Raw genomic sequence first — 12,930 nt, forward strand, 5'->3', positions numbered from 1 at the left:
AAGCTGATGGAAACACATTCTAATCAACAAGTAGGAACTGCAGTTCCTCCCGCTAAAACAGAAGCAGAGAAAAGCTTAAGCCCTTTTCAATTGGCGATGCGGAGGTTTCTCAGAAATAAGCTCGCCATTGCCGGACTGGTTGTATTAGCATTCTTCATCCTGGTGGCTATTTTCGCAGATGTAATTGCGCCTCATAGTCCAACGGCACACAACTATTACAATATCGAATCAAAAGCGTCTTCAGAGCACTGGCTTGGAACAGACAGTTCAGGACGGGATAACTTCTCGAGACTGGTATACGGAGCGAGAATATCTTTAACAATCGGATTCTTCGCCATGCTGTTCACAGTGGTTATCGGTGTCTTATTGGGCTCCCTTGCCGGATATTATGGAAAATGGGTCGACGGCATTATTATGAGAGCGACTGATCTTATGCTGATCCTCCCGTTCCTTCTGTTGATTCTGACAATTATTGCGATTGTACAGTCGGTTACCATTACACTGTTTATAACCATTATCGCGGTGACATCCTGGCCGAACCTGACAAGGATTATAAGAGCAACCTTCCTTTCCCTCAGGGAAAAAGAGTATGTTCTCGGAGCCCGTTCGATTGGAGCTTCGGATTTCAGAATTATTTTTAAGCACTTCCTTCCAAACGCAGTCGGTCCGATCATCGTTAATGCTACATTAATGATGGCTACAATGATTATTCTTGAATCAGGCCTCAGCTTTATCGGCTTTGGTATTCCGCAGCCGACTCCGACATGGGGGAACATGATTACAGAAGCCAATAGTCTTCGAATTCTTGAAAATAACTGGGAAACGTGGGTCCCGCCGGGTCTGGCAATCTTACTTACTGTACTTGCCATTAACTTTATCGGTGACGGCTTACGAGATGCTTTTGACCCTAAAAGTAACCAATAATATGAGAAAGCTGCCTTTTCAAAGGTGGCTTTTTTTTGAATATCAGTGCATTTTTATGTATGACACTTTAAAGGATAAAAGAGTTAAATACACAATTTCTATAATAAAGTAGGCGGAAATTTGTTTAATTTTGTAATATAAGATAGGAATTTAGTAGTGTTTTTACTAAAAAACAAACAGAGTTGTAAAAAAATTTAAATATATCCATGCATATATGGAGTAATCAGTGTATAATGTTCCGTGAACTGTAAAAAGGTCATGTTTTCGTTCATTCAGATTTCCTAACTCATTTCTCATGCATAAAAGTGCAATGAGAACAAATGAGGATCCTGGTAATTTGAGAGGAGGCTGGAAATAGGACTTCCTGTTCACTATTATCGGTATAAACGGTGATTATTCTATGACTTTCTCATCCAAATCGATAGAAGTGGTATTTACATAGTCTAGTAAGAAAGCGCCTTTAATTATCTTGATATAATTATTTGTTCGCTTCTAAATTATGTAAAAATATTGATTGCTTAAGATGGTCATACCGTCGAATTGCCAGGTGGGAGGTATCCTGCTTGAATATTCTTTGTTCTTATTTATCTGACAATTACAATAATTGAGGTAATTGTTACGAAATTGTTAGGAGATTGAAAATGAAATAAAACATTGACTATGTTATGAAACTATAATACTATTTTAAATAACTAGATTTTTTATTATTTTCAGAAAATATTGAAGGGTTTGATTATCCTATGAGCAAGCAGAAAGCGCTTCTAGAGATAAACGACTTGCACACTGGATTTAACATTGACGGAGAACAATATCACGCTGTTAAAGGCGTATCCTTCAATGTAGAGTCGAAGGAAGTTGTTTGTGTCGTTGGGGAGTCGGGTTGTGGAAAGAGTGTAATGTCTCTTTCAATTATGCAATTACTTCCTAAGCATAATGGATCAATAGATAAGGGGCAGATTCTTTTTAAAGGGAAGGATCTTGCAGACTTAACTGAAAGTGAAATGAACAGCGTCAGGGGTAAGGATATCAGTATGATTTTCCAGGAACCTATGACGGCGCTTAACCCCGTACTGACAATCGGATTCCAGCTTGATGAAGTTTTACTGAACCATACAGATGCTTCAAAAGAGCAAGTACGGAAAAAAAGTATTCAGCTTTTAAAAGACGTTGGTATCTCAAGGTCTGAGCAGATTGTGCACGAGTATCCGCACCAGCTTTCAGGGGGCATGCGTCAACGGGTTATGATCGCCATGGCTATCGCTTGTGAACCTGCACTTCTAATTGCTGATGAACCTACAACAGCACTTGATGTAACGGTTCAGGCTCAGATTCTCGAATTAATTAAGAAAATTCAGAATGATAAAGGTATGGCCGTTATGCTCATTACTCATGACCTTGGTGTTGTAGCTGAGATGGCAGACAAGGTTGTCGTCATGTACGCAGGACAAGTTGTTGAGCAGTCCGATGTGGACCGTATTTTCCATGATCCTAAGCATCCATATACGAAAGCGCTTCTCGGCTCTATTCCAAAGCTGGATGAGAAGGAAGAGGAGCTTTATACAATTAAAGGTATTGTTCCATCATTAAAGAACATGCCGAAGCAAGGCTGCCGTTTTGTGGATCGTTGCCCGGAGGCGATGCCTGAGTGTAAACAAATTGATCCGCAGCTGGGTGAAACGAATAAAGGCCACGCCGTTCGCTGTCTCCTTTACGAAACAAGTCAGCCTGGCAAAAAAGCGGAGGTGCGAGCATGACACAACCACAAAAGTCAGAACATTTGCTGCAAATTAAAGAATTAAAAAAATATTACCCTGTACGGGGCGGCTTTTTCAGAAAAAAGATTGGTGACGTTAAAGCCGTAGATAATATTTCGTTTGAGCTTAAGCGAGGAGAAACATTCGGTCTGGTTGGGGAGTCGGGGTGCGGGAAATCCACTGCCGGCCGAACGATCACTCGTTTGTTTAAACCGACAAGCGGTAAGATCTTTTTCGAAGGAGAAGACATCACAAACATTTACGGATCGCGTCTTCGCAACATGCGTAAAGATATTCAGATGGTCTTCCAGGATCCGTACGCATCGCTGAACCCGAAAATGATGGTAGGGAGCATCGTATCCGAACCGATCCTTAACTACCGCAGAGTGTCGGAAAAAGCAGTCAGGGATGAAGTTATGGACCTGCTTACTAAAGTAGGGCTCCCTGAAGATGCCTACTTTAAATATCCTCATGAATTTTCCGGAGGACAGCGCCAGCGTATCGGGATTGCCCGTGCCCTTGCACTGAAGCCGAAGCTGATTGTGGCGGACGAGCCTGTATCTGCCCTTGATGTATCTGTACAGTCACAGGTGCTGAACCTGCTTAAGAGTCTTCAAAAAGAGTTTAACCTGACGTTGCTGTTTATCGCTCATGACCTGAGTGTTGTTAAACATATGAGTGATCGTATCGGCGTTATGTATCTCGGTAACCTTGTTGAAGTTGCTGATGCTGACGACCTTTACGCGAACCCGAAACACCCATATACAAAAGCGCTGATCTCTGCGATTCCTATGCCTGATCCGCGTAATAAGAGTGCCCGTATCATTTTAAAAGGTGACGTACCGAGCCCTCAGAATCCACCTGTTGGCTGTGCGTTTCATCCACGCTGTCCGGAAGCCATGCCTCAGTGCAGCGAAAGAAAACCTCAGTTGAAGGAGGTGAATCGGGAGCACCGCGTTTCGTGCTTACTTTACGATTAACCGTTTTTTGACTGGATCAAACACATTTATTAAGGGGGATTTATCAGGATGAGAAAATCATTATTGCTACTCTTAGCGATGCTTCTTTCAATCTCGATTTTCGTTGTAGCCTGCGGCGGCGACGGAGACGAGCCTGCAGATACTGACGCAGACGAAGAAGTAGACGGCGGAGAAGAAGACACTGATGCAGACGCTGATGCCGATGAAGAAGGCGGAGACGACACTGCACAAGAAGATGCACCACAAGGTGGAACTGTAACATACGGTTACACACAACCATTTGCAGGAACATTTGACTGGTCATTTTATGGCGGTCAGGATGACAGCCTTGCACTAAAAATCTTTAGCGGTGATGCACTTGTAAAAACAGGTGATGATTTAATGCCGGAACCACACCTTGCTCAGTTTGACATTTCTGATGACGGTACTGTTATCACGTTCGAACTTGAAGAAGGCGTAATGTGGCACAACGGTGAAGAACTAACTGGGGAAGACTTTAAATTCGCGTGGGAAGTCATTGCTCACCCGGATTACCCAGGTGTACGTTTTTCAAACGTTGAAATGATTGAAGGCGCACAGGAAATGAAGGACGGTGACGCCGACGAAATTTCCGGTATCAACCTTGTTGATGACTATACAATTGAATTAACAGTTACAGAGGCTGCCCCAAACACAATCAGCAACCTTTGGACATACCCAATGCCAAAAGCTCACCTCGAGCACCTTGAAGTAGCTGAGATGGAAGAGTCTGACGAGGTTCGTCGTAACCCTGTTGGTCTTGGAGCTTACAAAGTAACAAACATCGTACCTGGTGAGCAGGTAGAATTTGAAGCATTTGAAGACTACTGGAGAGGTGCACCTAACCTTGATGGCGTTGTTTACAAAGTAATCGACGGCGCAATGGCCGGTGAACTTCTTGCACAGGGCGAAGTTGACATCATTGACTTACCACCTAGCCAGGCGATTCAGCTTGAAGGTAACGACAATGTATACCTTGAAGAAGTAGAAGCACTTTCTTACAGCTATATCGGCTTTAAATTAGGTCACTGGGATGGCGAGAAAAACGTCATGGACAACCCTAAGTTTGAAGATGTACGTGTACGTCAGGCAGTTGCACATGCAATTGACCGTCAAGGAATCATCGATTCATTCAGCGAAGGTTACGGTACTGTAATCAACGCACCTGAATCTGTAATCAGCTGGGCTTACCCGGATGAGTCTACTCTTAATCAGTATGAGTACGATCCTGAACGCGCAATGGAGCTTCTTGCTGAAGCTGGATATGAAGATACAAACGGTGACGGATTTGTTGAAAATCCGGACGGAGAAGAGTTCTCTGTAAACTTCATGGCAATGAGCGGTACTGATATTTCTGAGCCACGTGCCCAGTATATCGTTCAAAACCTGCAGGATGCAGGAATTAACGCACAGTTACAAAATGGTCAACTTTTTGAATTCAACCTTTTCTATGACTTAGTTGAAGAAGACGATGAAGACATCGACTTGTTCATGGGTGCATGGGGTCTGTCTGCTGATCCGGATCCAACTGGTCTTTGGAAAGAAAACGACTTCTGGAACTTCCCACGTTGGGTAAGCGAAGATTCTGAAGAGCTTATCGCCCGCGGGTTGAGCGAGGAAGCGTTAGATATCGACTACCGTACGGAAGTATACCAAGAGTGGCACCAGCTTGTTAACGAAGAGCTGCCGCTTGTTCCACTTAGCTCTCCAATCACTATTTACGCGATCAACTCTGAAGTTCAAGGTGTAACACCGGACATCAGAGATGCGATTACTGATCCGCACCTATGGTACAGAGAGAACTAAGAATCCTGTAACACGAAGAGGGTACTTCAACGAGTCCTCAGCAAGGAGAAATGATCATGTTACTTTACTCATTACGCAGAATTCTCATCATGATTCCAATCATGGTTATGATCTCCATTGTAGTATTTGCCCTGGCATTAGCCATGCCAGGGGATGCCCTCTCGGGGCAAATTGATCCAGCAAATTCGTCACCTGAATACGTAGAAGAGATGAGAGAAAGACTTGGACTGAATGACCCTGTGCATGTGCAGTATGCCAGATGGGCAGGAAATATCCTGCAGTGGGATTTCGGCCGTTCTTATAATCATCGGATGCCAGTAACGGAAGTCATTGGTCAGCGGCTGCCGAACACAATTCTGCTTTCGGTTCTTTCATTGATTATTACGTACATCCTGGCCTTTTTCATGGGACGGTATGCGGGTCGTAACCCTTATACTATCGGAGATTACGGAATTCAAGGCTTAAACTATTTGATGTTGGCAATTCCAAGTTTCGTAGCTGCTATTTTTGCAATCTTTCTATTCTCTTTCCAACTCGGCTGGTTTCCTGCAACTGGGAGTATTAGCTCGGGAGTGGAACCTGGGACAATGGAATATTACCTGAGTAAATTAAAGCACGCTGCACTGCCTGCTTTAGTACTTGGTGGTCTTACTACAGCCAGTTACACTCAGTTTTTACGTAATGATATTATCGAAAGTGCTCAAAAAGATTATGTTCGAACAGCGCGTGCGAAAGGAACACCCGAAAGTCGCATTTATAACAAACATATTCTGCGAAACTCCGTGATTCCGATCGTAACGTTATTTGGTTTTGACATTGCAAGTATTATTGGCGGAGCCGTCATTATCGAAACAGTGTTTTCTTATCCTGGAATTGGACAATTACTAATCAGTTCAATTGATAACAGAGACTCCTCTGTCGTACTCGCGATTACGTTAATGCTATCGATTGCAACGCTCATCGGTAACTTAATAGCTGACCTCGTGTACGGTGTAGTAGATCCAAGGATAAGGGTAGAATAGAGGTGGAAAAATGGCAGCAACTGTAGATGCTCAAAAAGCAGAGGAATTGAAAAATAAGGCCAAAAAGCAATCCCCATGGGCGATTGCTCGCCGCAAACTGTTTCGAAATAAGCTGGCAATGATCAGTATTGCATTTCTTGTTCTTGTAACGATTCTTGCTTATCTGGCACCGTTCATTGCACCGTTTGATCCTAACCGGGTCGATATAATGAACCGTAATCAGCCTCCTGGAGGCGGATATCTGCTGGGAACAGACAATTCCGGTCGTGACATTCTATCCCTTCTCTTATATGGGGCAAGGACATCACTGACGATTGGTTTTGTATGTATGATTTCTGTCGTTATCATCGGAACATTTATCGGGTCCATTGCAGGATACTACGGTGGATGGGTTGATGCAGTACTCATGCGCTTTACGGACTTTGTAATGAACTTTCCATTCCTCGTTTTTGTTATCGTACTTGCATCGATCTTCCGTGATGCAGGGATATGGGCGCTTATTATCGTAATTAGTGCATTATCCTGGACTGGAGCAGCGCGGGTTGTGCGGAGTAAGACGATGTCTGAGAAGGAAAACGAATACGTAATGGCGGCAATCTCCATTGGAGGCTCACCATTAAAGGTTATTCGAAAGCATTTATTACCTAACGTTATGACAACGATCATCGTACAGGCTACTTTACTCTTAGCTGTAATGATTGTTGTTGAAACAGGATTAAGTTTCTTAGGGTTCGGTGTTCCATCAGGTACACCAAGCTGGGGAAATATGATGCAGGAAGCAAGACAGCCTCATGTTATCCGTTCATTCTGGTGGATCTGGGTGCCACCTGCACTGGCGATAACCTTTACGATCCTCGCTATCAATTTCATCGGGGAAGGAATCAAGGATGCCTTCAACCCTAAATCAGCAAGATAAATATGAGGCCGCATAGCCTGTTCTATTTCAAACACAATGAATGGACAGGTTATGCAGGCCTTTTCTTTACTCAAAATAAATGAAGTCCATCAGAAAGCGCGGATCCGGCGCTTTTTTGTTTCGTTGTTTTCGTATAAGCAAACAAAGCAAATTTCCCGATAGAACAGCATTTTTCAAAAATGAACAAAATTTCCCGGGGAATTCAGACAAAATCAGACGTGGATGTAACCGCCCCTCTGTTGAGATGTCGGGGGAATTCAAGTACAATCGAAGCAATAAGTAAAAGAATGAGGATAAAAAAATGTACATGCGGAATAATGACCCGGATCAGCGCTGGATGAAAGAGGCTGTAGCTGAAGCTGAAAAAGCGGAAGATAAAGGCGAAGTACCCATAGGAGCTGTAATCGTAAAAGATAACAAGGTAATTGGGAGAGGTCATAACTTGAGAGAATCGGTACAAATGGCCACATCCCATGCTGAAATGACAGCAATTCAGGAAGCGTGTGAGGCTGTCGGAAGCTGGCGGCTTGTTGACTGCACGCTCTATGTAACTCTGGAGCCATGTCCAATGTGTGCAGGGGCGATTGTGCAATCCCGAATTGAAAGAGTAGTCTATGGGGCGGCCGATCCTAAAGCAGGCTGTTGCGGAACGCTCATGAACCTGACAGACGAGCCGCGCTTTAACCACCAGGCTTATGTAACCTCAGGTATAATGGAAGAAACATGTTCCAACCTTCTTACTTCGTTTTTTCGGAAGCTTCGGGAACGTAAGAAAAGAAATAAGGCGGAATTTATGGAAGAAAAGAAAGGATGATGTTTTGTGCAGCCGAACAAATTCTCACTTGAAACAGCCCAAGTGCTGTCAAAAAAATTAAATATGCCCATCGAGCATATCATGCATACCCCTCCCCATATTATTATGGCGAAGATCGCAAAGCTTGAGGAAGAAGAAGCGAAAAAGGAAAAGTCTGAAGACGAATAAATGACAGAAAACATTACAGATATTTACAAACCCTATCTATTGCAATTGAGGGCTAAACCGATTATACTAGTAATTGCGTCGCTGATAGTGATGCGACCAAATATGTTATCAACTTTGCCGTGCTAGACGGGGAGGTAGCGGTGCCCTGTACTCGCAATCCGCTATAGCGAGGTCGAATTCCTTCCCCCGGTTTTAGCATCGTAGGGTCTGACCTAAGTAAGTGGTGTTGACATCTGGGTTCCACGCAACGGAAATCCGTGAATCGTGTCAGGTCCGGAAGGAAGCAGCACTAAGCGGTACCTTCTGTGTGCCGTGGAGTCGCCTGGATCGAGCTAACTGCTTAGGTAACGCCTGGGGTGTTAATCCCAAAGGAAGGTGCACGGCTTTATACATAATGAAGAAGACAGTCGCATAACAGGCGGCTGTCCTTTTTTATGAGCGGGTAAAAAGATTCCGGCCACTTGCAGTGCTGACGCGAGGCCACGAAGATTTTCATCCGGACTGAACAGAGCCATTGAAATAAATGAACTTCCGGGAAGAATCGTTTTGAAAAAGGGAAGATGAGCCGGTATAATAAAGAGAGTAAAAGAAGAAGGAAGCAAACAAATGTGTTTTTACACTATCAGAATGCATTCAGTCTCTTCAGGGATTGACCTAAAGGGGGAGAAACATGAGTTACCAAGCGCTTTACCGCGTCTGGCGTCCAAGAGTGCTGTCGGACGTTGTTGGACAAGAGCACATCACGACAACATTAAAAAATGCTTTAGTTCAACAAAAGCTCTCCCACGCCTATTTGTTTACCGGCCCTCGTGGAACCGGTAAAACGAGTGCGGCTAAGATTATTTCAAAAGCAATAAATTGTGAACATGCACCTGTAGAGGAACCTTGTAACCAATGTACTTCCTGCCGCGGAATATCAGATGGATCCATCGTTGATGTAATGGAAATTGATGCTGCAAGTAATAATGGTGTCGATGAAATAAGGGATATAAGGGATAAAGTGAAATTTGCCCCGAGTGCAGTTAAGTATAAAGTGTACATTATTGATGAAGTACATATGCTGTCGACAGGTGCTTTTAATGCTTTACTGAAGACCTTGGAAGAACCACCGAGGCACGTCATCTTTATACTGGCTACCACTGAACCCCATAAGATCCCCCTTACGATCATTTCGCGGTGTCAGCGGTTTGACTTTAAACGAATCTCCCCTGATTCCATGATTAATCGAATGAAGGAGATCGTCCAGGCTGGGGATATCGCTGTCGAGGAAGATGCGCTGGCAATGATTGCAAGGGCATCTGAAGGTGGTATGCGGGATGCCTTAAGTCTTCTTGACCAGGCTATCTCCTATTCTGAGTCGGCAGTTACTCTTCAGGATGTGCTGTCAATTATCGGAGCCGTTTCACAGCAACTCTTATTCGATATTGCCCAGGCTTTGAAAGAACAGGACGTAGCCAAAGCCCTCACGTCAATTGATGCTGTAGTAAAAGAAGGAAAAGATCCAAACCGCTTCATAGAAGATATGATCTATTTCTACAGAGATCTACTATTATACAGGACGGCTCCGTCTTTAAAAGACTCCATGGAGAGGGTGACAGCAGATGAAACATTCATCTCGCTGTCGAAAGAACTGCCGTCCGAATGGATCTATAAAGTCATGGACCTGTTAAACCACTTCCAGCAGGAAATGAAGTGGTCCAATCACCCGAAGGTTTTCCTTGAGCTCTTTGCAGTGCGGGCCTGTCACGAGAGTAAACCTGCTGAAACCGGAGGGGCTGATTCCGATACGGTAAAGCAACTTGTCTCAAAAGTTAATGAACTGGAAAAGACAATTAAGCAGCTCCAGGCAAGCCCGGGTGGAGGCGCAGGAAACGGGGTGCAACAGGCCGATGCCCAGCCTCAAAAGAAGCCGGTACCAAGAAGCCGTGCTGCCTCAGCCGGCAAAAGCCGCAGTCAGATGGGCAGGGTAAGGGAAATGCTCTCCGGTGCCAGCAAGGCAGAACTCCAGTCTCTCACAAGTAAGTGGGGACAAATTTCAGAACAGGTTAAAGGGAAAAGTGTACCTGCCTCTGCCTGGCTGAGTGACTGTAAGCCAGTTGCAAGTTCGGGCGATAAAGTTGTCCTGGCCTTTAAAAATGAAATGCACCGCGATATGATTGATACGAAGTTCCGGTCAATTGTTGAAGACGTTCTTTCATCGGTGACAGGTAAACAAATTACCGTGCTTACGATCCTTACCATCCACTGGGAAGAAACAAAGGATACCTTTGTTAAAGAACAGCGTGGGGACGAAGGCGAGGAAGAGGAAGACCCGGTCGTAGGAGAAGCTATCAAGCTTATGGGTGAAGACCTGGTGGAAGTAAAAGAATAAACGAATTTTAACTAAACGAAAGCGAGGAAACTAAAGATGAAAAACATGGGTAATATGATGAAGCAGATGCAAAAGATGCAAAAGGAAATGACAAAAGCGCAGGAGCAGTTAAAAGAAGAAAAAGTACAGGCAACTGCAGGCGGGGGCATGGTCACAGTTGTAGTAACTGGTGAAAAGCGAGTGGTGGACATCCAGATTAACGAGGAGGTTGTCGATCCTGACGACGTAGAAATGCTGCAAGACCTCGTTTTAGCCGCTACCAACGAAGCTCTTACTCAGGTAGATGAACTAATTAATGAAAGAATGGGCAAATTCACTAAAGGAATGAACCTACCGGGAATGTTTTAAGGATGAAATGGGGCTGGCTCACACAAAGTTTTGAGCGAGCCCCGTATTACTATATATCTGACTGAAAAAACAGAGTGTAATAAGGCTGGTCAGACAATGGGCAAACCCGCTATGCGTCAAAGTAAGGTGACTGATGACCGGGTGAACCGTATACTGCAGGCCGCTAATACATGAACAGAAGCAGGCCTGACTCTACTTTTGTTCATATTGGAAGGTGGATTCACTTGCAATACCCAGAACCGATTTCAAAACTGATTGAGGGATTCATGCGCCTGCCGGGTATCGGTCCGAAAACCGCTGCAAGGCTGGCTTTTTATGTATTGGATATGAAAGAGGACGATGTCCTCGATTTTGCAAAAGCTTTGGTAAACGCGAAAAGGAACCTTACCTACTGTTCTGTCTGCCATCATATTACCGATACGGACCCGTGCCGGATCTGTGATGATAAAGCCAGGGACCAATCTATTATTTGTATTGTCCAGGAATCCAAAGACGTAATTGCAATGGAGAAAATGCGCGAATACTCCGGTCTGTATCACGTTCTCCACGGAGCTATTTCTCCTATGGATGGCGTAGGACCCGAAGACATCTATATTCCCGACTTGCTAAAAAGACTTCAGGATGACACCGTTCAGGAAGTAATCATCGCAACGAACCCCAACATTGAAGGAGAGGCCACGGCGATGTATATTTCACGTCTTGTAAAGCCTACCGGTATAAAGGTAACAAGAATTGCACACGGACTGCCTGTCGGCGGTGACCTTGAATATGCAGATGAAGTAACTCTCTCCAAAGCAATTGAGGGTAGAAGAGAGCTATAGATTAAAAGGAGGACATCATGTTTTTCCGTAAAAAAAGAAAGGTTCGCCGTAAAGGAGACGAGCGTCTCCTCGAAGAGATTGATGGACTAAAGGAAAGTCTCGATCAGCAAAAGGCCATGCTTGCCCACAGTTCTGATTACCAGGATCACCTTCTATATAAATCCAAACTGACAGAAGCGAAGTATCTTTTTCTATTAAAAGAGATTCGTCACAGACGGACCTCTAAGATCCGGTGACAGTTCTGCTGATAAAAATGTCTGCATAGAGTAGAGATAGGCTTGTCATAGTGGTCAGGCCTTAAAAAAGAGCAAAGGTGTGAAGGAGTAATGGAACCTATCTTTGTATTATCTCTTCTTGGAGCAGGCATTTTTTTGCTGCTTATATTAGGAGCGCCGATGAAACCTCTCCGGTGGATCGGGCAGGGTGCTATCAAAATTCTGATCGGTGCTTTGTTTTTATTTTTTTTAAATGCTTTTGGATCTTTGTTTGACTATCAGCTTCCTATTAATGTCTTTACTGCAGCTGTTACAGGCTTTCTCGGAATACCGGGCATCATCGTACTCTTACTGATTGACATGACAATCATGCCTTAATCTTTAAATCTTAAGTTGTCACAAGGCGGCTGGTCTGGTATATTGTTTGAGCAGTTCAAAGTGGTGAACAGGAAACGTCTACTTTTAAAAAAGAGAATAAAAATAAAAAAGTTTATGAAACTTGTTGACTTAAAAAACTGCAGATGATATATTATTACTTGTCGCCGCGAAAGACACGGTGGCAAACGAAAGACAGTGACCTTTGAAAACTAAACAAAAAGCCAAGTGAAACGTGGGATAATGACAAATTATCCCGTCAATGAATGAATTAAATGATGTCAGAGACATCAAACTTTCTATGGAGAGTTTGATCCTGGCTCAGGACGAACGCTGGCGGCGTGCCTAATACATGCAAGTCGAGCGGACTGATGGGGAGCTTGCTCCCCTGACGTCAG

13 protein-coding genes, 1 rRNA gene and 1 other RNA gene are annotated in these 12,930 nt (G+C 44.0%); all 15 read left to right on the plus strand.

From position 1 onward, the window contains the following. Window positions 1–6 precede the first annotated feature (6 nt). Window positions 7–924, plus strand: a complete 918-nt coding sequence (opp4C, locus tag JSY36_RS20035) for an oligopeptide ABC transporter permease (protein ID WP_205167725.1) — start codon at window positions 7–9, stop codon at window positions 922–924. Between the two features lie 740 nt (window positions 925–1,664). Beyond that, window positions 1,665–2,678, plus strand: a complete 1,014-nt coding sequence (locus JSY36_RS20040; protein ID WP_205167726.1) for an ABC transporter ATP-binding protein — start codon at window positions 1,665–1,667, stop codon at window positions 2,676–2,678. Then, window positions 2,675–3,658, plus strand: coding sequence for an ABC transporter ATP-binding protein (locus tag JSY36_RS20045; RefSeq protein ID WP_205167727.1), 984 nt, complete (start codon window positions 2,675–2,677; stop codon window positions 3,656–3,658). The genes JSY36_RS20040 and JSY36_RS20045 overlap by 4 nt, the downstream gene beginning before the upstream one ends. Window positions 3,659–3,706: 48 nt before the next feature. Beyond that, window positions 3,707–5,482, plus strand: a complete 1,776-nt coding sequence (gene opp4A, locus JSY36_RS20050) for an oligopeptide ABC transporter substrate-binding protein (protein WP_205167728.1) — start codon at window positions 3,707–3,709, stop codon at window positions 5,480–5,482. A gap of 56 nt (window positions 5,483–5,538) precedes the next feature. Beyond that, window positions 5,539–6,504 carry an oligopeptide ABC transporter permease gene (gene opp4B / locus JSY36_RS20055; protein ID WP_122902061.1) on the plus strand — a complete coding sequence of 322 codons (966 nt, stop codon included), beginning with the start codon at window positions 5,539–5,541 and terminating at the stop codon, window positions 6,502–6,504. Window positions 6,505–6,514: 10 nt separating this feature from the next. Beyond that, the gene (gene opp4C, locus JSY36_RS20060; RefSeq protein ID WP_205167729.1) at window positions 6,515–7,420 is read left to right on the plus strand and encodes an oligopeptide ABC transporter permease; all 906 of its coding nucleotides are present in this window, start codon (window positions 6,515–6,517) and stop codon (window positions 7,418–7,420) included. 301 nt (window positions 7,421–7,721) lie between these two features. Further along, window positions 7,722–8,234 carry a tRNA adenosine(34) deaminase TadA gene (gene tadA, locus JSY36_RS20065; RefSeq protein ID WP_205167730.1) on the plus strand — a complete coding sequence of 171 codons (513 nt, stop codon included), beginning with the start codon at window positions 7,722–7,724 and terminating at the stop codon, window positions 8,232–8,234. Between the two features lie 6 nt (window positions 8,235–8,240). Further along, window positions 8,241–8,402: a YycC family protein gene (locus JSY36_RS20070; RefSeq protein ID WP_205167731.1), complete on the plus strand. Its 162-nt coding sequence runs from the start codon at window positions 8,241–8,243 to the stop codon at window positions 8,400–8,402. Window positions 8,403–8,519: 117 nt separating this feature from the next. Next, an RNA gene (gene ffs / locus JSY36_RS20075) (signal recognition particle sRNA large type) lies at window positions 8,520–8,785 on the plus strand. Between the two features lie 287 nt (window positions 8,786–9,072). Beyond that, on the plus strand, window positions 9,073–10,773 hold the full coding sequence (gene dnaX / locus JSY36_RS20080) for a DNA polymerase III subunit gamma/tau (protein WP_122902051.1): 1,701 nt from the start codon (window positions 9,073–9,075) through the stop codon (window positions 10,771–10,773). A 36-nt stretch (window positions 10,774–10,809) separates the two neighbouring features. Continuing rightward, a complete protein-coding gene (locus JSY36_RS20085; protein WP_205167732.1) occupies window positions 10,810–11,121 on the plus strand; it encodes a YbaB/EbfC family nucleoid-associated protein in 312 nt (103 codons plus the stop codon). Window positions 11,122–11,345: 224 nt separating this feature from the next. Further along, the gene (gene recR / locus JSY36_RS20090) at window positions 11,346–11,942 is read left to right on the plus strand and encodes a recombination mediator RecR (RefSeq protein WP_122902047.1); all 597 of its coding nucleotides are present in this window, start codon (window positions 11,346–11,348) and stop codon (window positions 11,940–11,942) included. Window positions 11,943–11,959: 17 nt separating this feature from the next. Further along, the gene (locus JSY36_RS20095; protein WP_122902045.1) at window positions 11,960–12,178 is read left to right on the plus strand and encodes a YaaL family protein; all 219 of its coding nucleotides are present in this window, start codon (window positions 11,960–11,962) and stop codon (window positions 12,176–12,178) included. A 90-nt stretch (window positions 12,179–12,268) separates the two neighbouring features. Then, window positions 12,269–12,535 (plus strand): pro-sigmaK processing inhibitor BofA family protein, encoded by a 267-nt coding sequence (locus tag JSY36_RS20100; protein WP_122902043.1) that lies wholly within the window; start codon window positions 12,269–12,271, stop codon window positions 12,533–12,535. 295 nt (window positions 12,536–12,830) lie between these two features. Next, window positions 12,831–12,930, plus strand: a 16S ribosomal RNA gene (locus tag JSY36_RS20105); the annotation flags it as partial.

It is taken from the genome of Alteribacter salitolerans, from assembly GCF_016901055.1.
GTDB classification, from domain to species: Bacteria; Bacillota; Bacilli; order Bacillales; family Salisediminibacteriaceae; genus Alteribacter; species Alteribacter keqinensis.

Coding starts and splice junctions, on each gene's coding strand:
- JSY36_RS20085 (WP_205167732.1), top strand. CDS start 10,810: ATGAAAAACATGGGTAATATGATGAAGCAGATGCAAAAGATGCAAAAG.
- JSY36_RS20040 (WP_205167726.1), top strand. CDS start 1,665: ATGAGCAAGCAGAAAGCGCTTCTAGAGATAAACGACTTGCACACTGGA.
- JSY36_RS20045 (WP_205167727.1), top strand. CDS start 2,675: ATGACACAACCACAAAAGTCAGAACATTTGCTGCAAATTAAAGAATTA.
- opp4C (WP_205167729.1), top strand. CDS start 6,515: ATGGCAGCAACTGTAGATGCTCAAAAAGCAGAGGAATTGAAAAATAAG.
- opp4B (WP_122902061.1), top strand. CDS start 5,539: ATGTTACTTTACTCATTACGCAGAATTCTCATCATGATTCCAATCATG.
- JSY36_RS20095 (WP_122902045.1), top strand. CDS start 11,960: ATGTTTTTCCGTAAAAAAAGAAAGGTTCGCCGTAAAGGAGACGAGCGT.
- tadA (WP_205167730.1), top strand. CDS start 7,722: ATGTACATGCGGAATAATGACCCGGATCAGCGCTGGATGAAAGAGGCT.
- opp4C (WP_205167725.1), top strand. CDS start 7: ATGGAAACACATTCTAATCAACAAGTAGGAACTGCAGTTCCTCCCGCT.
- opp4A (WP_205167728.1), top strand. CDS start 3,707: ATGAGAAAATCATTATTGCTACTCTTAGCGATGCTTCTTTCAATCTCG.
- JSY36_RS20100 (WP_122902043.1), top strand. CDS start 12,269: ATGGAACCTATCTTTGTATTATCTCTTCTTGGAGCAGGCATTTTTTTG.
- dnaX (WP_122902051.1), top strand. CDS start 9,073: ATGAGTTACCAAGCGCTTTACCGCGTCTGGCGTCCAAGAGTGCTGTCG.